23 protein-coding genes are annotated in these 20,210 nt (G+C 47.9%); 5 read left to right on the forward strand and 18 right to left on the reverse strand.

The genetic code is table 11. The features are described from left to right. Positions 1 to 12 precede the first annotated feature (12 nt). The 4 genes from ACKKE8_RS21865 to ACKKE8_RS21880 form a co-directional block, all read right to left on the reverse strand. A complete protein-coding gene (locus ACKKE8_RS21865; RefSeq protein ID WP_007717017.1) occupies positions 13 to 327 on the reverse strand; it encodes a hypothetical protein in 315 nt (104 codons plus the stop codon). A 175-nt stretch (positions 328 to 502) separates the two neighbouring features. After that, entirely contained in the window at positions 503 to 1,966 is a 1,464-nt protein-coding gene (locus ACKKE8_RS21870) for an LCP family protein (protein WP_409174885.1), read from the reverse strand. A 229-nt stretch (positions 1,967 to 2,195) separates the two neighbouring features. After that, entirely contained in the window at positions 2,196 to 2,333 is a 138-nt protein-coding gene (locus ACKKE8_RS21875) for a hypothetical protein (protein ID WP_007717021.1), read from the reverse strand. Between the two features lie 57 nt (positions 2,334 to 2,390). Continuing rightward, positions 2,391 to 3,344 (reverse strand): carbohydrate kinase family protein, encoded by a 954-nt coding sequence (locus ACKKE8_RS21880; protein WP_409174886.1) that lies wholly within the window; start codon positions 3,342 to 3,344, stop codon positions 2,391 to 2,393. Positions 3,345 to 3,572: 228 nt separating this feature from the next. Here ACKKE8_RS21880 and ACKKE8_RS21885 point away from each other — a divergent pair, with 228 nt between their 5' ends. Beyond that, positions 3,573 to 4,790, forward strand: a complete 1,218-nt coding sequence (locus tag ACKKE8_RS21885) for an MFS transporter (protein WP_409174887.1) — start codon at positions 3,573 to 3,575, stop codon at positions 4,788 to 4,790. A 70-nt stretch (positions 4,791 to 4,860) separates the two neighbouring features. Here the strand turns inward: ACKKE8_RS21885 and ACKKE8_RS21890 are convergent, their stop codons facing one another. From ACKKE8_RS21890 to ACKKE8_RS21920, 7 genes are all read right to left on the reverse strand, one after another. Further along, positions 4,861 to 6,930 (reverse strand): YecA family protein, encoded by a 2,070-nt coding sequence (locus ACKKE8_RS21890; RefSeq protein WP_409174888.1) that lies wholly within the window; start codon positions 6,928 to 6,930, stop codon positions 4,861 to 4,863. Positions 6,931 to 7,011: 81 nt separating this feature from the next. Beyond that, entirely contained in the window at positions 7,012 to 7,287 is a 276-nt protein-coding gene (locus ACKKE8_RS21895; protein WP_409174889.1) for a hypothetical protein, read from the reverse strand. After that, a complete protein-coding gene (locus tag ACKKE8_RS21900; protein ID WP_409174890.1) occupies positions 7,284 to 8,279 on the reverse strand; it encodes a hypothetical protein in 996 nt (331 codons plus the stop codon). Before ACKKE8_RS21900 ends, ACKKE8_RS21895 begins: the two co-directional genes overlap by 4 nt. 166 nt (positions 8,280 to 8,445) lie before the next feature. Next, positions 8,446 to 10,008, reverse strand: a complete 1,563-nt coding sequence (locus ACKKE8_RS21905) for a YcdB/YcdC domain-containing protein (protein WP_409174891.1) — start codon at positions 10,006 to 10,008, stop codon at positions 8,446 to 8,448. A gap of 122 nt (positions 10,009 to 10,130) precedes the next feature. Further along, positions 10,131 to 11,078, reverse strand: a complete 948-nt coding sequence (locus ACKKE8_RS21910; RefSeq protein WP_409174892.1) for a 3'-5' exoribonuclease YhaM family protein — start codon at positions 11,076 to 11,078, stop codon at positions 10,131 to 10,133. 19 nt (positions 11,079 to 11,097) lie between these two features. After that, positions 11,098 to 11,616, reverse strand: a complete 519-nt coding sequence (locus tag ACKKE8_RS21915; RefSeq protein ID WP_409174893.1) for a YkvA family protein — start codon at positions 11,614 to 11,616, stop codon at positions 11,098 to 11,100. Continuing rightward, positions 11,609 to 12,238 carry a DedA family protein gene (locus tag ACKKE8_RS21920; protein ID WP_409174894.1) on the reverse strand — a complete coding sequence of 210 codons (630 nt, stop codon included), beginning with the start codon at positions 12,236 to 12,238 and terminating at the stop codon, positions 11,609 to 11,611. The genes ACKKE8_RS21915 and ACKKE8_RS21920 overlap by 8 nt, the downstream gene beginning before the upstream one ends. Before the next feature lie 212 nt (positions 12,239 to 12,450). Between ACKKE8_RS21920 and ACKKE8_RS21925 the strand changes: the two genes are divergently transcribed. Continuing rightward, positions 12,451 to 12,936, forward strand: a complete 486-nt coding sequence (locus ACKKE8_RS21925; RefSeq protein ID WP_409174895.1) for a DUF2062 domain-containing protein — start codon at positions 12,451 to 12,453, stop codon at positions 12,934 to 12,936. A 64-nt stretch (positions 12,937 to 13,000) separates the two neighbouring features. On the opposite strand, the gene ACKKE8_RS21930 is transcribed toward ACKKE8_RS21925, so the two are convergent. From ACKKE8_RS21930 to nadE, 3 genes are all read right to left on the reverse strand, one after another. Further along, positions 13,001 to 13,222, reverse strand: coding sequence for a hypothetical protein (locus ACKKE8_RS21930; protein WP_409174896.1), 222 nt, complete (start codon positions 13,220 to 13,222; stop codon positions 13,001 to 13,003). A 73-nt stretch (positions 13,223 to 13,295) separates the two neighbouring features. Beyond that, positions 13,296 to 14,111: an MBL fold metallo-hydrolase gene (locus ACKKE8_RS21935; protein ID WP_409174897.1), complete on the reverse strand. Its 816-nt coding sequence runs from the start codon at positions 14,109 to 14,111 to the stop codon at positions 13,296 to 13,298. A 2-nt stretch (positions 14,112 to 14,113) separates the two neighbouring features. After that, positions 14,114 to 14,866, reverse strand: coding sequence for an NAD(+) synthase (gene nadE / locus ACKKE8_RS21940; RefSeq protein ID WP_409174898.1), 753 nt, complete (start codon positions 14,864 to 14,866; stop codon positions 14,114 to 14,116). 132 nt (positions 14,867 to 14,998) lie between these two features. On the opposite strand from nadE, the gene map reads away from it, so the two are divergent. The 3 genes from map to ACKKE8_RS21955 all read left to right on the forward strand — a co-directional run bounded on the left by map (position 14,999) and on the right by ACKKE8_RS21955 (position 17,561). Beyond that, a complete protein-coding gene (gene map / locus ACKKE8_RS21945; RefSeq protein ID WP_409174899.1) occupies positions 14,999 to 15,745 on the forward strand; it encodes a type I methionyl aminopeptidase in 747 nt (248 codons plus the stop codon). Between the two features lie 179 nt (positions 15,746 to 15,924). Further along, entirely contained in the window at positions 15,925 to 16,950 is a 1,026-nt protein-coding gene (locus tag ACKKE8_RS21950; RefSeq protein ID WP_409174900.1) for an LLM class flavin-dependent oxidoreductase, read from the forward strand. A 14-nt stretch (positions 16,951 to 16,964) separates the two neighbouring features. Continuing rightward, complete coding sequence (locus ACKKE8_RS21955) at positions 16,965 to 17,561, forward strand: TetR/AcrR family transcriptional regulator (RefSeq protein WP_409174901.1); 597 nt, start codon at positions 16,965 to 16,967, stop codon at positions 17,559 to 17,561. Between the two features lie 53 nt (positions 17,562 to 17,614). On the opposite strand, the gene ACKKE8_RS21960 is transcribed toward ACKKE8_RS21955, so the two are convergent. The 4 genes from ACKKE8_RS21960 to ACKKE8_RS21975 all read right to left on the reverse strand — a co-directional run bounded on the left by ACKKE8_RS21960 (position 17,615) and on the right by ACKKE8_RS21975 (position 20,209). Next, positions 17,615 to 17,794: a hypothetical protein gene (locus ACKKE8_RS21960; RefSeq protein ID WP_409174902.1), complete on the reverse strand. Its 180-nt coding sequence runs from the start codon at positions 17,792 to 17,794 to the stop codon at positions 17,615 to 17,617. A 149-nt stretch (positions 17,795 to 17,943) separates the two neighbouring features. Continuing rightward, positions 17,944 to 18,291 (reverse strand): PspC domain-containing protein, encoded by a 348-nt coding sequence (locus tag ACKKE8_RS21965; protein ID WP_409174903.1) that lies wholly within the window; start codon positions 18,289 to 18,291, stop codon positions 17,944 to 17,946. Between the two features lie 132 nt (positions 18,292 to 18,423). After that, positions 18,424 to 19,029 (reverse strand): flavin reductase family protein, encoded by a 606-nt coding sequence (locus tag ACKKE8_RS21970; protein ID WP_409174904.1) that lies wholly within the window; start codon positions 19,027 to 19,029, stop codon positions 18,424 to 18,426. Positions 19,030 to 19,048: 19 nt separating this feature from the next. Further along, positions 19,049 to 20,209 carry a homogentisate 1,2-dioxygenase gene (locus ACKKE8_RS21975; RefSeq protein WP_409174905.1) on the reverse strand — a complete coding sequence of 387 codons (1,161 nt, stop codon included), beginning with the start codon at positions 20,207 to 20,209 and terminating at the stop codon, positions 19,049 to 19,051. Between the last annotated feature and the right edge of the window lies 1 nt (position 20,210).

Here is a 20,210-nt window from a genome sequence, read left to right on the forward strand (position 1 = left end):
CGAAAAACCCCTTCACGAGGAAGGGGTCGGTGTATTATTCATATTTTTTTGATTCATGAATTCTGACAGCCACGCACGACGTACTTCTTTGTTTGGACAGTAACCTAAAATGTAGCTTTCTCCGCGCATATATTTTTCCTTAATCCACTCTTTATGCTTGCGGAAAAAGGCATGCTGGAAATCAATCGGCATCTGCTGATATTCTTCCAAAGCTGAAGGGTTCTGGAGGAAAAAATCTTCATCGTACACAAACTCTTCGTTTTGTTGGCGGCTGATCAGGTACACAAAAGCAATCACCAGGAACAGGTTCACCAAGAAAATCGTCATAGAAATCCCTCCAGTCAGTAATAATTATCTGATTAATCTGTCTTATCAGCATATTATTATTGTACCATGAAATTGGTGTTTTCTAAACCTTTTCCATAAACGAATTTTTAAAAATTTTTACTGAATCGACAAATAAAAACACCCGCTCGTGATGAACGGGTGCTTTTCGTACTCGTTAGGAGTTCGTGCTCGGACCATCTGTAGGTGCAGAACCAGCATCCTGACTGGACGGCGGGATGATATCCGGCGGTGGAGTAGAGTTGTTGCCGTTATTACCTGGTGGTACAGTCCCAGGAGATTGTGTTGCATCAGTCGCAGGCGTCTGTGCTCCCTGACCTTGATCTGTCGACTGGCCTTGCCCTTCAGGGTTTACGACATCAGGTGGCGGCATTGCGCCTTCATTTGCCGTACCGTCTTGATTGTCTGTTGGATTTGTCGGCTCTTGTTCTTTCGGAGCCTCCCTTTTTTGTTTCGCTGGTGATGACGCAGCTGATTCTGTCGTTTTCTTCTTGACGCTCTTCTTGTTGCTTGTCGCTACCGCTTCACCGGCACCGAGTATCGGCGAATTGTTGAGCGACGCTACGACGCTCGCACTCAATCCCATCTCTGATTGCAAGGAATCGCGAACAGCCTCAAGCTTTTCTTTTTCGAGATACGTGTATCCTCCCTGCCAATATGCCCCATTATCCAATGCAGTGACCGTAGAGGAATTAAATCCTTTGAAATCGTAGGCCAAGCCTTTGATCTGATCCTTGGAAAGATCGGTATGTATATTCTTTGCGCCTACGTCCATGACATTAAATATCTTCGTCAAGCCTTCAAGAGAACCCACTTTGCCCACGACAGCCCTGATGACCTCTTGTTGACGACGGTTGCGGTCGAAGTCACTGGAGTAGTACTTCGTTCCACGGTTGTCATGACGATGTCGTACATAACCAAGTGCTTGCTCGCCATTCAATGTTTGAAGTCCTGGCTGGAGATTGATGTGTGTATCGTCAGTTGGATCATCGTATACCAGTCTGCGATCGACATTGACTTCCACACCACCTAATTCGTCAATGACCGCTTTGAAACCATCGAAATCAATGGCTACAAAATGCTCAATCGGAATACCCAGTATTTCATTCAACGTTTTCTTCGTTAAGGAAATCCCATCTTCAGTAACCGTCTGTTTGTTGCGCTCTGCTTGCCTGCGTTCTGCTTCGCCATTGGCATAGACAGAATTGATCTTATGGTAGTCGCGATAGCCTGGGATCTTGACGCGTGTGTCCCGTGGAATCGATACCATGGTAACTTTCTTCGTCTTCGGGTTGGCAACTGCCACGATCATTACGTCTGTATTCATGGAACCTGTTTCAGGACGGGTATCAGAACCAAGCAATACGAACGACATTGGCTTATCCGAGTAGTAAACAGGATCGACATTTTGGGATACTGGCGAAGTAAATCCGCTATTTGCAGGGCTCGTTACTTCCGTCAGAGTGTCTTCAATTTTCCAATAAATTGCTCCAGCCACACCACCAACCAGCAGCAAGGTGATCAATGTGAAGGATACCACGAGTTTACGTATTTTTCGATTACGGCTCGGCTGTTTCTTTCGAGAAGCTGAAGCGCGTGTTTTCACAACAGTATCTGGCATATGAATCAGTCTCCTTGTTCGCGCACGCTTTTTGACAAAGTAAAGGGAGGCACGATTTTGAATTGTGCCACTCGACAATATGCACCACTTTTTTCTTCAGTTGGCAATACTCTGATTCAGGTATTGTACCATATCGTTGTCTGCATTTGTAGAAAAATGTTCCTTTAAACGAAAAGTCCCCCATCTTTTTGTCGATAAGGGGACTTTAGTTTCACATATAATTTTCAGCTTATTGCAAGCCGCGTGGTGCCTGACTAAAACCTTGTACAGGACCTTCAGGACGCTTATTTTTGGAGCGGTGTGAATCTCCGCCCTGCCGAACATGGCTCTCTTGTTTTCCGTTCACATCATTCGATTTCTTTTCCATGACATACACTCCTCCTCTGTACCAACTAACGGGTAGTGTACGTCAAGCTATGTATTTTCATTCTCTGTCGAGGATCTGTCTTTCTTTTGCGGCATAGTAATCTTTTCGTACCAAAAGGGCATCCATATCGTATCGGCCATGTCCCTTTGTTCTCATCTCGGCCAGAGCAACGCCGAAAGCTGCTTGTTCTGTAAGGGACAACGCTTTGTTTTGCGCATAAATGATACCCGCGGCAAACGCATCTCCCGCGGACTCTCGAATCGGCATAGTCGGGGCAGCAAGCCATTTTTCCTGATGTGCGGTGCACAGCCACAGCCCTGCTTCCCCACAAATGACCATGACCTGATGAATACCTTCTGCTACCAATTTTTTCGCGCATATTTCCACATCGTTATAGGAATGAAGCGATTGGCCACCTAACACTTCCAGTTCGTCAATGCTCGCGACAAGTATATGAACACCTTCAAGCAACCCTTTCCATTTTTCTGCTTTTTTCACAGAAACAGGGTCTACGATGATCTTTTTGTCGAGTCTTCTGGCTTCCTCCAAAAATGCCCGCATGACCTCGACGGGAAGATTGGCATCCAGAAACAAGCCTGCGGCCTGAGGCAAGCGTTTGAGACCTTGCTGGACAATCTCAGCTGGCCATTCTTCATTTAGTTCCATATCTGCAACAGCCGTGTACAATTCACCGTCTCGATCACGAATAGCCAAGTAGCGCCCAGTCGATTTCCCTGCTATTCGCAGCATACCATGGGTAGCCACTCCACTATTTGCTGTGACCTGTCTTAACCACTCGCCATCTGCATCTTCTCCAACCAGAGCAAACAGCTGCACTTCTTCTCCTAGCCATCCCAGATTTTCCGCCACGTTTCGAGCTACGCCGCCTGCTGCTTGATGTACTTCACCCGGATTACTAGTTCCAGGCAACAGTCTGGCAGAAGTGACTCCCTGCACGTCAACATTGGCTCCTCCCACGCATAGCCAGTATTCTGTTATACCTTCCAGCATTCCAGCATTCCCCCTAGCCTTCTGCTCATGGTCTAGTCCATTGTGCTCCTCTCTTTTTTCGACAACGTCTCCCCATTTACCTACTATTTTAAAAACTTCCTGACAGATCAAATTCTTTATATCCGACCATCATATTCCCGTCATTCACTGATGACGTCCTGTAGAATCCATGCTACATTGAAAAAAATAAAAAGTAAGTTACCTAAGAAAGGTTGGGGATGAACTGACATGAGTGCCTCATCAACACCCATTCACTCTACACCGGCAGGGACTGCGGCACCGACTGTCTATCGCATGCTCTTTGCCATAAGCATTGCGCATCTGTTAAACGACAGCTTGCAAGCGGTCATCCCTGCATTGCTTCCTATTGTAGAAAAAAATCTGGCATTAACGTTTACACAAGTCGGAATGATTTTGCTCGTCATGAATCTTACTTCATCTGTTTTGCAACCATTCGTCGGTTACTTCTCCGATCGCAAATCGATCCCTTTATTGCCACCACTGGCTTTGATCGTATCGGGATTGGGAATGCTGGCACTCGCTTTCTCCGGCAATTACTTTTTCGTTCTCGTAGCAGTCGCCTGTGTTGGAATTGGCTCAGCCATCTTCCACCCAGAAGCCTCACGCTTCGCCCACTTGGCATCCGGTCCTCGCAGAGGGCTGGGACAATCCATTTTTCAAGTTGGTGGAAATGCTGGGCAAGCACTCGCTCCCTTGATGACTATTCTGGTCTTTGCAAACCTGGGACAGACAGGGGCTGCCTGGTTTCTGCTACCCGCCATATTAGCTAGCGGTATCTTACTCTATGTTGCTCTCTGGTATCGTGGACAACAGCGTTTGAAAAAGGCTACTGCCGCACCTGTCACGTATACGAATCGGAACAAACGGCTGATTGCCTTAGGCCTTCTGATTGTCATCGTCAGTGTGCGTTCCTGGATGAATGCTGGCTACCAAAGCTTTTACCAGTTTTATTTGATGTATGTGAAAGATATGGATTACGCCAATGCACAGCTCGTCATTTTTGGTTTCCTTTTCGCAGGAGCGATTGGGACGTTTTTTGGCGGACCGCTGTCGGACCGATTCGGAAAAAGGAACTTGCTTATCATTTCCACACTCGGTTCACTTCCACTGACATTGCTGACGCCTTACGTCTCAGGCTTTTGGGCCTTTCCATTGCTGGTAATCAGCGGCTTTATCATGCTTTCTAGTTTTTCTGTCACGGTTGTATACGCACAGGAGCTATTGCCTGGCAAAATTGGGACCGTATCCGGGCTGATTATCGGGCTTGCCTTTGGAATGGGAGGCATGGGCGCTCTCGTATTCGGCTATCTCGCCGACCTCTACAGCCTGAGCTTTGTCATTCTGTTATGTTCGTTCCTCCCGTTAATCGGGTTTATGGGCTTTTTGCTGCCAAAAGACAAGACAATCCGCGAATGGGCTCACTAATCGATACCAATGAAAAGTCAAAACAAAAACCCGAGGACACGAATCCTCGGGTTTTTTTATGCTAGGGGATCTAGACTAATACACCTGTTGGTGCGCCCAGCACTTGGGCAATGACTGGTGGATACACTTCAGGCGTACCATACAGTCTCCACGTACCGTCCTCACCTTGGCCGAACAAGCCATGGATCATCCAATCTGCTGCCAGCATAGCACCCAATTCAGCGCTAATAGACAGCTTGATTGTCTCGCCATTCGCACGTTTTGCCGTACAACCAGATGAAGTGATCTCTTGCACGAGCACGGATTCTTCCGTGATATCTTTGATCGCCATCGAGTTGCTGTAAAGATTTTGAGTTGCTTCTTTTTCCAGCACACCACGCAAGCGATAGGATTCCGGCAATGTTTCCTTCAACTCGGCAAACAATGGCTGCATGACAGGATAGAGTGCGTATGGTCCTTGCTTATCCAGCCACTTGAAGAACGCCGTCAAAACAGACATCAGATTGGTTGCCAACGTTTTGGTCGTTGCGTCCGTGCGCGTGAAAATGTCGTGGACGAAGAAGTATACCAAGTCCTCTCTGCGCAGCTGCCCCCATGTGAAAGATGGGCCAAACGCTCCTCTGACGAATGAACGGAAGTTGTTCATGACCTCATCGTACTTTTTGACGGTGGCTTCCGACTTGCCATCGGTCATCTCTTGTACGAAGCGATTGATGTCCGCAAGTCTGTCAGGATGTACGGTGTACACACTCTCTGGCAACCCCTCGATCAACGGACGGCGCAGCAGGTTATGCACATGCAGGCTGTCATTTGACAACGAGAGGCGCGGACGAAGCATGTCCATTCGGATAAAGCGAGCCAAGCCTTGGCCGATCTTATGATCCTGTTCCATTTGCTCCATCAGCTTGTTGAGCTTCTCATGCAGCTCCTCGTTTTCTGTAGCCGCAACCAAGAGCGGAGCCAAATCATCGAGCTGTTCATGGGAAGTAACCAGCCATTTTTCAGCAAAATAGGTTTGGACTGCCCACTGCAACACTTTTGGTGGCAAAGTAGGCTGACTCGTGATAAACAGAGTTCCTTTGGATAAACGAGAGCCCGTTGAAGTAAGAACGCGAATCTCCTCTTCATTCTCAAATGCAAGCAGCAGCAAAAGCTCTGCAACTTCGTCCAACTGCGGTGCATACCCTTCCAGAATCAGGCTGTCATCCTGCAAAATTACTTCTGCCTGTACTTCGTATAGTTCCAGCAAGGCATCCTTTAAATTCGGGAACAAATGCTCTTCCTTGCGTGTCGCATATACCCATGTCTCACGAGCACCATCCCGTTTTTTCAGCTCAAATGCAGGGTTCGACTCGATTACTTTCAACAGCTGTTTACGATCTGGCATCGCATAGGTACGACGCAAAAGCGATTCTTGCTTCGGTGCTTCCGACTCGCTTGCCGCTTCACCAAATTGAACGATGAAGTGATACAGCTCTGTCGTATAGCTTCTCTTGCTCGTATCTGCCTTCGCAGCTTCTACTTCTGGATGCTGGCGTAACCACTCGAGCAGGCTTTCCTTGACATGTGGCTGCAAGATGATGCTGCCAGAGAAGAGCATATCACGCAGACCCAGATTCAGCAGGCGCCCTACGATCAATTGTCCAGGGACAACATTCAACGTATTGGCACGAAGCAGATAGTGTTTTTCTTCCAGTATCGGTTGTTGAACCGTGATAACATCACGATCCACTTCCACGATTTCATAAACATTCAGGTGCAATCCAGCAAACGCACGGCGAAGATCAGGCTCCATCCGACGTCCATGCTGTTTGATATAGTTCTCAAGCAGCGTGCTTCCACCTGTTTTGACATCCAATACACACCAATTGAAGAAATGGGCTGCCCATTCAGGACGTGCGACACTTTCTTGGGTCAAGCCTACTTCTTCGGCAAAACGATTCCGCGCTTCTTGAATCGTCTCGCTGGTTACATTTGCGCCGACAAAATGGTTCAGTCTTTCGACCCAGCCAGCGTATTCTTTTTGCAGCTTTTGCTCGTGGCGGCTACGCAGCTCCGTAATAGGAGTGACAACCCCACAGCATTTTTTGTATTTTTTTCCGCTCCCACAAGGGCACAGTTCGTTTCTTCCTACCGACATAGAGGGTTTGGATCTCCTTTCCATCCCACGCGGCATGCGCGGGGAATCATGCACAATCCCCCTATTTTACCGCATTATTCGTCATGTGTTCAAGTGTTCTCGCTTAGGTTCATGTGCGATACCCACATCCGTGTTGTTGCTTTCCCATTGGACAATAAATTGTTCCAGTCGATTCATCAACCTGACGATGCGCTGCTTCTCGCCCATGCATGCTGAAATAGCAGAGAGTTGGTTCGTGGCAAAAAGCTCCACCACTTCCTTCTCCATGTCTTGAAGGCGAATCCGATAGCCCGCGATAACCTCGCGCAGGATGGCAAACCTCTGCTCTAACCGGATCGTAGCCTCAAGTTTACTCATTGTTGTTCACTGGTCGCCAGAACCTGTTGAATGCCAAGTACGATCTGCTCATGTTTATGTTTCTCTTTCATCAGCACTTCTATAGCTTGCATATTGCTTTGTTGAAAATGAGCGACAACTTCTTGGGACATTTCTTGGTTTCTTGTCTCCAAGCGGTTGATAGCTTCTTGCATCAGTTTTTGTACTTCCTCGAGAACTTGCTGGTTAGTAATGGTAGACATAGTAGCTTCCTCCTTGTTAAATAGTACTTCTTGTTGTTTTTCCACCTGGTGTAAGGGATTCGCCGGTTCTTCCGATGCAATTTCTTCTGAGACGGACTCGCTGTTTCCTATCGATACAGAAGGGGCAGCAACAGCAACCTCGAGGGCTGCCTGCTCTTCCTTGGAATCTTCGCTACGAGCAATGATGTACATGGTATCACCGTCAATGCGGAAGCGGTCATCTTGCGCAGGGAGAAAAGCAGCATCTGCAGCAATCCCTACTTCCTGCTCCAGAAAATGGACTAATGTGCGAGCAGCTACCTGCGTAATGCCATTGTCGCGGCAAAACGCATACACTTGGTCATTGCCCAAAGTCCACTCTGCCAAAAACCATCTGCTGTCGCCTTGATATTGCACAAAGCGAGGATCGCGTTCCAATTGCAGCATACGAAGAATCTGATTCCAGCCAAACTGCGTTTGACGACGCAGCTCTGCGACAATTTGCTCAAGCTTTTTTGGTGTTTGGCTATCGCGCAAATAGCGATGAGCCAAGTCGTACACTTGATGCGGCTGGTGAGTGATCTCTACGATCGCCTCTGAGCTTCCAACTCGCACTGGAGACTGCTCCATGTTCAACACTTTATCCAGTATTGTCTCGCAGTCCAGATCCAAAAAAGCATTCAGCTCATTCGCTTCCATCCGGGAGCAGATCTCCGTACGTGGAAGGGAGCGCTCACCGGGCCGGAATACCTTTTTTACAATACTTGGTAGGGTATAAGTTGGCCGTTTCATTGCACTTTCTCCTTCTCGTGATCGGCATTGTTTGCCAAATCAAATGGGAATCAAGAAGATATTCTACAAAAAGAAAAAAAATCCTACCTGCCTTGAAGTGTTTATGAATTCCGATAATGATGAAAAGGAAAACCCGACATGGCTTCTACACCATATCGGGCAATGCTTAGTGGGACGCTTTCCATTCCAGCCAGGTTTCTTCCACTACACCCGTTGCAGCATCGATTTGCAGAGACTTGGCATCAGCTGTCGGTAAATAGGTCAGCTGCGGCAGTTTCGCTGAATGTGTACCTACCTTCGGATACCAGTATGCCAAGCGCAAATTTGCTTCTTTGACATACGCATCCTTTGCTTTCTCATCCTTGACAATTCCGTCTTTACTGATGGTAGCAGGTATGGACGGCAGGTCATTTACTTGAGCAAGGACTATATTGCCCTTCTTTGCGTCCACCTCAATGTAAAACAGTGGTCTCTTGGTTGGGATACCGTCAATCTCAGGATGAAAAGCAAAGCTACTGATCGGCCGCACCAGATTTTGATCCGCCCAGCCCGGCAGACTTTCCACAAGACTCGTCTCCTTTATGGAGAAAGATTGTTCTTTGGACAATAAGTATTTCTCCACAAATTGTACTGCAATGTCTTTTGCCTCATCATGCGTGAGCGGCTTCTCAAGCTCCTTTTCCACGGGACCTTCCAGCTTGAATTGGATGGGTGCTTTTGTTTTACGGTCGAGCGTAATCCACGCACTTTGATACGAGCTCGCATTCCATTCATGGCGATCGATGTCACTATTTTTATACTTTTTGTCTTCTTTTACATTTTTGTACGTGCGTTGATTCAGCTTCAGGCCAAAATCCTTCTCGAGCATCTGCTCCATTTTTTTCGTATCTCGCCAAACGCCCATGTCGGCCGTTCCTTTGATTTTCATTGTCTCACTCATTGTTTTGTACACAGGCGGAACTTTTTCACCAGACAGAGCATCTATCGTTGGCAATTGGTCAGGCACGTAAACGAGCTTGCCCGCTGACTCATCGTAGACTAATTCCAAGGATACCTTGTCTTGCCACTCTTTCATTGCCTTTTCGAGTGGTACAGCCTTGCTTGGGTCCGCTACTTCTTCTGCGGTAGGAAGCTTTAGCTTTTCTTGCTGAAAATGGACAACCTGACCCTTTGCGTCAACCATGACCCGCGCTGTCTCTTTGTCCACCCACGTATTGTTCAACTGTGGGTAGGCGCTGACAACTGCCAGATGATCCAGCTCTGACGCACGATCGACAGAGAGCATCGCTTGCGTAGAAATAACATGGTCAACCGCTATGTAATTTCGAATAAAATCGACAGCCTTTTGATAGGCTTCCTTTTGATTGATTTTGGTTGTTTTGTCCCGATTCACATCATGCAGGACAAAACTGATCATATCTCCCTTTGCATTTGTGGAGATATTGAGCGTCGTATTCGTGGTAATGACACTCTTTCGGTCCGAAAGATTAATGACATACCCCGAGTTGCTTGTCCCTCCGTATGAGTCCACATGAAGGTCTTTCATGAGAGGCACATAGTCGTCTTTCAATTCTGTTAACAAGTGGACGATGTCTTCTGGCAACTGAATAGGTTCCAGACTCGATTTTCCGTCATACGCATAGGAAGACAACGGATGCAGAAGTGCCACTGGTGTCGTGACCATGCTGACTGCCAACACTAACATGGCAGCTCTGTTTCGCTTTTTCACTTGAATACCTCCTAATTACAAGACATTACTGTTAAGACGAGCTTCCAGCAAAAACGTTTCTGATTTATCTAAAAAAGCCAACTGCTTCGTTTTGCTTAGCAGTTGGCTTTTTGTTCCATGAATTAATATCCGCGCCAGACTTTTCGTCTAAGCACGCCAGCGTACGCCCATTCCTCTTCTTCCGTCATGTCCGCTATTGTTTGGCTCAAGGCGTTCATTTTGCTGTCGATCTGGTCCAGGTAATGGAACATGACAGCTGTAGGCGTTTTTCCAGATACAGCACTGCCCCAGCCGTTCTCTACCTCTCCATGATGACTCAAAATGCAATGCTTCAAGTGCAGAACCTCCGCGTCCCCTAAAGAAATATCTAACTTGCGGCAAATGCCGCTCACCATCTCGACTCCCATGACCAGATGACCAATTAACTGACCTGGCGTGGTGTAATCAGGGGCGATGGGGTCAGATAGCTCGTACAATTTTCCAATATCGTGCAAGATACAAGTCGCAATCAGTACATCCCTGTCTACTTGTGGATACAGTGGCAAGAGGCTCTGTGCTGCCGTCAACAGAGAGACAATATGCTCGAGCAATCCATGATAATAGTTGTGGTGCATGCGAACGCCAGCCGGATAATGGCGAAGGCGATCCTGAATCTCCTCTGTTGCCAGCGCTTCTTGAATAATGGCCTTGAGCGTGGCACTCTGCAGGCTGTCGATTGCATGGGTAAGCTTTGTCCACAGTTCATCTACTGGAACTGGAGAGATCGGAATGAGCGACTCCATCTCAACTTCGTCTGATGCGGCAGCCGGTCTGATCCGTTGAATCACCAGTTGCTTTTTCCCACGATACACTTGGACGGCAGCGTCGATCTTCACGACAGCCTTGACGTTGATCCATTCCTTCATTTCTGCATTGACATCCCACAGCTTTGCCGTGATCGTTCCGGAGCGATCGCCCAACTCCAGATTCAAGTATTCACTCTGGTTACTCGCTACGCCAGCTTCCTTGTTTTTAATCAGGCAAAAAGCGACAACACGCTCTCCCTCTTGATAATCCAATAAGTATTTCATCTATTTGTCCCATCCTAGCTTATTTTTTTCGGAACAGGGTTTCTTCCAGCTTTTTCACTATTTTCTTGCCGACTAAATCATCCGCTGATCGAATTACCTTCGTAATGACAGCCAAGAGGTCCTCTTCGCCATTCCAGTGCTCACGTACAATCGATTCATCGATATCCACCAAAATCTTTCGCAAAGCATAAACAGCCAAAATGACGTCGTCCAGAAGTCCGAATCCGCCGACTAATACCTCCGGAATAAAATCAATCGGGGTAATGAAGTAGGCAACCGCTACACCCGCTAACGCTTTTGATTGAACACCTACGCGCTTGTCCAGCATAAGGCGGGCCAAGAGAACAAACAAATCTGGTGCAAGCAATATAAAGTTGGCTACAGAATCATTGACTCCCTTGTCTCTAATGAACGTTTCGATTTTTTCACGCAATTTATCATAAAATCGCTGATGTTTTTCCGGTAATACTACAGGAACCAGTTCGGTTGGCTTCTGAACCACAGGCAGTAGATTTTCGTTGCGGTTTTCTTCACTCATTCTGATCCCTCCGTAATTGCTTTTTTACATTCGCCTTGTGTCTGAAATACGACCAGGTTGCGATCAACGCGAGCAAAGCGATAAAGAAAATCGCGAGGTTACGAGCAATCAAATTAAACAGCTCATCCCAGCGTTCTCCTAGTTTCCAGCCAAGCGACACAAAAAGCAAGCTCCAAAACAGCCCACCCAAATAGGTATAGAACATGAAAGTCGGAAATGGCAATCGCGTAATCCCAGCAAAATAGGCCGTAAACTGACGAACACCAGGGATGAAATAACCTAGCGGAAGCGCCCATTTACCGACGCGATTAAACCACTCTTCCGTTTTTTTGTAAACTTTATAGCCCATTCCCAGTCGTTTCCCATATCGTTCGAGAAAAGGGTAGCCTAACGTTCTGCCGATCCAATATGCCACCGTCATCGCTGTAATGGAACCGATAAAGCAGACAAAAAAAGTAGGCCAGAATTCCAATTTTCCCGTTGAGACAAGAAATCCAGAAAAAACGAGCAGCGTTTCTTCAGGTAAGGGCATCCCCAAAATTCCTAGAAAGAACAATCCAAATAAGGCGCCATACCCATATTGCGAAATATAGTCACCAAAGGTTCCCATTACATCTTCCACGAATGTCACCACTTTTCCAGCAAGCTGCCCTCTTCCATTATGCCAAAAGAAAGGCGCATTCTCAAATCAGAGCTCGTATGGCAACTATTAATTTTTGCCAACTTGGAGATACTCTACAACATCAACCGAAAAACGAATCCAGCTTCACCATTCGCCTTACCCTTAGGGGATATGACAGACAAATGACTTGGGACAAACGAGGGATAGCACGGATGTGGAAAAAAACATATCGAAAGCTAAAATTCGAATACTACAAGGTGCTAAGAATGAAAGGGGCTCCAGCTTTTGTCGCCCGCGGATTTTCGCTCGGAATCTTCATCGAGTTCATTACCCTGCCTACTTTTGGCCTCGCGTTTCTGTTGCTTTTCCCACTTTGCAAGCTGTTTCGCGCCAGTTTGCCCGCTGGTTTGGTTGCGTTTGTCATCGGAAAGCTCATCTTACCGCTTTTCATCCTTTTCAATTACAATATTGGATACGTGTTGATCGGCAAACCGTTACAAGGGCATTTGATCCATCACGAGTCTGGGATGGAATGGCTTGTCTGGGTAAAAGAAAAAGGACTTGTCTATTTTTCCGGGAGTGCCACCGTGGGGCTTATTGTCGCTTTCTCGAGCTACTTTCTCGTTTTAACTGGCCTTCAATTGTATCGTCGCAAGAAATTACGGCGCTCATTACCTGAGGAAAGCCCTACCCCTTAATCGCTCGAACGAAAAAGACCGGTCCGACAATCGAATGTCAGTCCGGTCTTTTTTGCTCGCAATGTTATGCAAAGTAGCCTTGATCGTGCAGGTGCTCCATGATTTCGGCAACAGTTTTTTCTTCATTCAAGAGCTTCACGGTTACTTCCACTTGCTCTGGGGACAAACCGTTCGCTCCGAGGCTTTCCTTGATCAACACGTCGTTAGGGCGACGGAAGTACGTTTGCAACGTACGCTTCACTCGTCCTTCCAGACTTGTTCTCAGCATCAATTCAGTCGTAGACATCTGTTCCACCTCTTTCCTAGAAAGATTTGCGTAACCCCTATTATCTTATAAAACCGTGGAATAATCAACCTTTCTACGAAATAGCTTCCTTGCATAGTTGATCCCGGTTTTGGTCATGGGCAGAACGGAGATGTTCATCAATCGATACACCATCATACGTCAGTTGGGAAAACTGCTCTCTGAGTACGTCTTCCTCTACGTTATTGGCGATACCCTCGAAAACAACTGCACGTACATCCAACAAGTACTGGCGATCTCGTTCAATCCGATGCAGGATTTCCTCGCGTCCTTTTGCAGGTACTCCGTGTCCAGGAATGACTTCTTCCACTTCTCCTTGAAGAACCAACCGCTCGATTTTTTCCAGACTCTCCAAATAGGCACTGCTATCATCGATAAACGGGAACTCCAAATTGGACAGCATGTCACCGACAACAAGCAGCTTCTGCTCCCGGAACAAGGTCGCCATCTGATCGGGTGTATGTCCTGGTACAGGCAGGAAAAAGACTTCCTGCCAATCCTGTGCATCCCCTACTAATTTCGCGAAGTTCGGCATTCCTACTTCATACGATCTGACCACATAATACGACCCGTCAAACTGTTTCGCCTTGTTCAGCTTCTTCTCGATCCGTCCAGCGGTGAGGATTTCCTTTTGTGCAATGACTGTGGCATCCGGAAATTTGCCGACTCCGACAACATGATCCCAATCTCCGTGAGTCAGGACGAGAATCAGCTCTCTTCCATTCCTCTCACGCTGCACATAGTCAGCAATCGCCTCTATCTCATGGGGAAAATAAGCCGGATCAAACAAGTAGAGACGTTGTTCGGTTGATACGACTGCACTGGTCGTTTGCCACAGACAACTTGTAAACAGCTTGTAGGATTGTGTCATATCTATATGCCTGGCATGATGTTGCGCTTATGCTCAGAGATCCGATGCAGGTAATCAATGCGTTCTTTGGCTTCTGGTCGGGTTTCCCCTGTAACCAGCAAACGATCCAGATCCTCGTAGGTGAAGCCCATCTCCTGTTCATCCGTCTGCCCTTCCCACAAATCGGCGGAAGGCGGCTTCGTAATGATTTCTCCAGGCACTCCGAGCTCAGCAGCGAGAATCCGCATTTCATGCTTCGTCAAGCTAGCCACTGGATTAAAGTCGGCAAGACCGTCTCCGCCTTTTGTCATATAGCCAACATGAATCTCGCTGCGGTTGCACGTATCCGCTACCAAGTATCCTTTTTGGTTAGCGATGGCGTACAGCACTGTCATACGCAAGCGAGCCTTTGTATTTCCCTTTGTTTTGTCATCAAGCCCGAGTACACCCTCGATAGCAGGTACCAAAGCATCGTAGGCTGGCCCTACATCTACCGAGTGCAAATTAAATCCAATCGCTTCAGCAAGTCGCTTGGAATCTGTTTCATGAACGGTTTGCGAGTAAGCAGGCAACCATACGCCAATGACGCGTTCAGAGCCTAATGCCCGAACACACAGCGCTGCCGTAACCGCACTGTCAATCCCACCAGAAATACCGACGACTGCACCGCCGAGGCCATTTCCGTCAATTTGCTCACGAATAAAGGCAATACGTTTTTCCACGTCTTCTTTTACATGAATCTGGTAGTTCGCCAGATGTTCTTGAAACTTGTCCACGCTACCTACCCCCAAGGTTAATTATTTCTCCCTCATCCTACCATGCCGTTTTCGGTGTGGCAATTGGCGCAGAACGGGACTACACTATATACTATAGAGAGTTTTTGACTAACGAGGAGAAGGAGAGAATCGATGATTATCCTCAAGACACCTGAAGAAATTGAACTCATGCATGCAGCAGGCAAGATTTTGGCTGCTTGTCATCGTGAGATTGCCAAGATGATTCGTCCAGGCATTTCTACCTGGGAGATTGATCAATTCGTAGAAGAATTTTTGGCTAAAAATGGCGCGACCCCTGAGCAAAAAGGGTTTCATGGATATCCCTATGCCACATGCGGTTCCGTAAATGATGTCATCTGCCATGGCTTCCCGAAAAAAGAGCCTCTGCGTGATGGTGATATCGTCACAATTGATATGGTTGTTCGCAAAAATGGTTGGCTGGCTGACTCCGCTTGGTCTTATGAAGTGGGAACAGTGTCCCCGGAAGCGAAAAGACTGCTGGAAGTCACTGAAAAATCGCTGTATCTCGGTATTGAGCAAGCTGTTGTAGGCAATCGGATTGGCGACATTTCCCACGCTATCCAAACATATGCGCAAGCACAAGGCTATTCCGTCGTGCGCGATTTTACCGGACATGGTATCGGACAAGAAATGCATGAGGAGCCGTTCGTTCCTCACTTTGGCCCTCCTGGCAGAGGACAACGCCTCAAAGAAGGCATGGTCATTACCATTGAGCCCATGCTGAACATCGGGACCTACCATGCAACTGTAGATGAAGATGGTTGGACAGCACGTACTCGCGATGGGAAGCTGTCGGCTCAATACGAGCACACCCTCGCTATTACCGCGGATGGACCTGTAATTTTAACAAAACAATAAGGATGTACGAAGAGCCCTTGCATTGTCAGGGCTTTTTCTTTTTCTCCCAATGTGCTCGGTCGCACATCCGAGCGTTGACATCCCTTCTGCCGCTCCGTATGATGCAAGTACGCTTTGTTACTACTTAGTAACAAACTTATCAGACCAGTAACCGCTAAGCACAAGGAGGGTTCCATCCCATGTCCGATACAATCTCATCTAAGCAACTACGAGATATCCCATTGTCCGTTCTCGATTTAGCACCCATAACGGAAGGCAGTAACGCTGCGGAATCTTACAAAAACAGTCTCAATCTGGCGCAACAAGTGGAAAAATGGGGCTTTACACGTTATTGGCTCGCCGAACACCACGCAATGCCCAGCGTAGCCAGCTCAGCTACCTCCGTTCTCATCGGTCACATTGCCGGTGGTACCAGCAAAATCCGTGTAGGTTCAGGCGGTATCATGCTGCCCAACCATGCTCCACTCGTGATCGCTGAGCAATTCGGGACACTGGAGTCCCTCTATCCAGGCCGGATCGACTTAGGCCTTGGACGCGCACCCGGGGCGGACCAACGAACAGCACGTGCGCTACGCCGCGATTTGCGGATTGGTGGAGAGGATTTCCCGGAGTTATTGGAGGAGTTGCGTGAATATCTTCGTCCACAAACAAGCGAGTCGGCATCAGCCATCCGCGCTATCCCTGGCGAAGGTCTGAACATCCCGATCTGGCTGCTCGGTTCCAGCGATTTTTCAGCGCGACTGGCGGGTATGCTCGGATTGCCGTTTGCTTTTGCTGGGCATTTTTCACCGAACTTCACCTTGCCTGCCTTGCAGACGTATCGCCATTGTTTCCGTCCATCGGAAGTGCTGGATCAGCCATATGCCATGGTTGGCGTCAATGTGATGGCAGCCGATACTGATGAGCTCGCGAATCGATTGGCTACCTCCCATTACCAGGCATTTTTAAATCTCGTCCGCGGCGATCTCAAGCCAATCCAACCACCTGTGGAAAATATGGATGAGCTATGGAGCGAATTCGAAAAACTGTCTGTCCAAGCACAGCTGCGTTCTTCCATCATCGGCAGCCCTGTTACCGTGAAAAGCAAACTGCAAGAGTTGCTCGATGCTACAGGAGCAGATGAGCTCATGATTACGACGCAAATGTACCACCATGCCGATCGTGTGCGCTCTTTTGAAATTGTCGCCGATGTCTGGAAATCCTGAATGGGGTATGGTCTATGACGGAAGCAAAACGACCTCGCGTGCCTCGGGAAAAAGCACAAGAGATCATATTGAACGCTGCTGAAGAACTGTTTTATCAAGAAGGGATCCATGCCGTCAGTGTAGACGCCATCGTCGAGCGTGCTGGAATGAATAAAATGAGCGTCTATCGGCAGTTTTCCTCGAAAACGGACCTGATTCTCGCCTACATGACCCGAAAGCAAAACGTTTTTTGGCAAGAGTGGGAAGAGAGCATCGCCAAACATCCCAATCGGCCACGAGAGCAACTCATTCAGTTTTTTGCTGATCTGGCTGAGCGAGCATCTAACCAGCAATTTCGCGGCTGTTGCTTTATCAATGTAGCTGTGGAGTTTCCTGATCCGGTTCATCCTGTTCGCGAGTTGGTTTGCTCGCATCAGAAACGAATCCGCGACGCTTTTTTGGACCGCACGACTACCCTTGGCGCTGCGAATCCATGCGAGCTGGCCTATACGCTTATCTTGTTGATGGAAGGTACTTACGCGGATAGCCAGACGTACGGAACCGATAGTGCAGCGATCCGCATGGTTCCTGCCATCGTAGAAAAAGTTTTGGACCAAGCGCTTCCAAATTAAAAAAGTGGCTCCCTGCCTTCTTCGGGCAGTTGCCACTTCCTCTTTTGTCGCTTTTAGCGCTGAGCACTGGTCGCATACTTTTCTTGTTTCGCCGTCATCGCTTCTAATTCTTTGACGTCTTGTTCCAAGTCAAGGATGTCTTCTTCAATCAGTTTTTTCAGATGTTGCTTTTCCCGCAGGATTTTGCGGGTTTGCTCCAAACGCTGATTCAAATCGAACACGCCGAGATACACTGCTTTTCCCTCCCTATGTAGGTTTTCCACCTTACATGTTATGCAGCGATCGCCAAAAGTTGCTGACCATTTTTTCATAGGGTCAAAATAGGGAAAAGTGAAAAGAGACTTCCCGTGAGCGTAAAGCCCTGGAAGTCTCTTTATTTGCTTTAAATTCCTTTATATTTGCCCAACTCTTCGCGCAGGCGATACACTTCCTGTACCAAAGCACGCTTCTCCAGACGGTCAATCTCCTGATCCAAATCGTTCATACGTGCATGTCCACTATACGGTACATCATGCATCGGGAAACCGTCAGAAGCGTATGACCACTGCGGTTCCTTTGGCATGATCATCGCCATCAGCAAGTAAAGCAAAATCGGTACTCCTGTAAAAACAGTGAGAACGACAACTCCTACACGTACCAGCGTAGAGTCAATACGCAAGAATTGCGCAATCCCACCACAAACTCCAAATAACCGTTTATCATGAGAACGGTATAGTCGTCTTTCCATCATTGCATTCCACCCTCTCTACAGTATCCGCTTGCCTTGTATCTACAGGATACCCGATAGGCGTTTCCGGTAAAATGGTCCGTAGAGGGATTTGTCCTCCGTCGCTGGACGGAGATCAATCATTTGGCAGGTGGCTCATAAAACGGGGCGTGGACGATCAAACTGTTCGCCCAGAGTCGCATACGTATGGCCCGCTAATCTGCTAACCGGTGCAAATGCTGCGGCATCAATCCGTCCTGCATGATACAGCTCATCCGCTACATGTACATGCACCACTTCCCCGATAATCAAATCCGAAGACGTCGGACTACCTAATTCTACAATCTGATGCAGCTTGCACTCAAAATGAATGCGGGATGCACGCAGCCTCGGCACCTTGACGAGAACTGATGGGGCGACTTCCAGCCCCAATGCCTCTACTTCACTGATCTCTGGCGGATAATCAGCCGAAGTCTGATTGACTGCATCCACATTGTGAACGTCCACCATATTGACCACGAATTCTCCCGTTTGCATGATGTTTCGTGCCGTATCTTTTGGGACACTACCCGACTTGCGCATGACCGCAACCGAAACCATCATCGGTTCTATGCTGGCGACATTAAAATAGCTGAAAGGAGCGGCATTGACGATACCTTCCTCCCCTAACGAGGTGACCCAAGCGATCGGCCTCGGGACGATACATCCGATCAAGAGCTTGTATTTTTCCTGCCGCTCAATCTCGTGAATGGCGATTTCCATTGCGTTTTTGCACCTCTTCCTATTCCTTCGGTGGCAACCAGCTTGACATGTATGCCTCATCCTCAATTTCCAACGCCTGCTTTGTAACGTGAAGCGGGTGGAATGTGTCTAGCATGACAGCCAGCTCTTGCGTTTCTTTTTTCCCAATGCTCGCCTCTACCTTACCTGGATGCGGCCCGTGAGGAATCCCCATTGGATGCAGAGTGATAGAACCCTCGTAAATACCTTTTCTGCTCATAAAATTGCCATCTACGTAGTATAACACCTCGTCACTTTCTACATTACTGTGGTAGTAAGGCGCAGGGATCGCTTGCGGATGATAGTCGTACATCCGCGGAACGAACGAGCAGATGACAAAGTTTTGACCGGCGAAGGTTTGATGTACAGGTGGCGGTTGATGTATGCGTCCAGTAATCGGTTCAAAATCATGAACACTCAGTGCATACGGATACAAATAACCGTCCCAGCCAACGACATCAAACGGATGGAAGTCAAAGAAGTAGCTGTAGACCACGGATTGGCGTTTGACGCGCACCTCGAAGTCTCCGCTTTCCACATGCGTCACCAATTTTTCCGGCAAACGAATATCACGTTCACAAAACGGCGAATGTTCCAATAATTGACCGTGCTCGTTGCGATAACGCTTTGGTGGCACGATCTCATTCTGGGACTCGATGACGAGGAAACGACTCTGCACAGAAGGTACAATCCGGTAGGTCGTGCCGATCGGAATAACGAGGTAGTCGCCCGGCTTGTAAGTGAGTGTACCGAAAATCGTTTGCAGCTCTCCTTCTCCTTGATGGACAAAGACAACTTCATCCCCATCCGCATTGCGATAAAAATAATCCATCGGCTCTGTCGGTGCGCATACTGCCATGACGACATCGTTATTCCCCAGCATGTAGCGACGTCCGAAAATCGGGTCTCCACCCGGCTGAACATCAAACGTTTTAAAATGCTGATGCTTCAAATCAACCTGTTCTACATATTCCAAGCGGACGTCTGCGTATTTGCGCGTCTCCCTCACTTGGGTAGGCGGATTGTGGTGATACAGAATCGATTGAATTCCGGAAAACCCTTTGGTTCCCATCACTTGCTCGCGGAACAGTCCCCCATCCGGCTTGTAAAACGTCGTATGCCGCTTTTGTGGAACTTCCCCCATTCGTTGATAAAAAGCCATA

This window comes from Brevibacillus fortis (assembly GCF_046196545.1).
GTDB classification, from domain to species: domain Bacteria; phylum Bacillota; class Bacilli; order Brevibacillales; family Brevibacillaceae; genus Brevibacillus; species Brevibacillus fortis_A.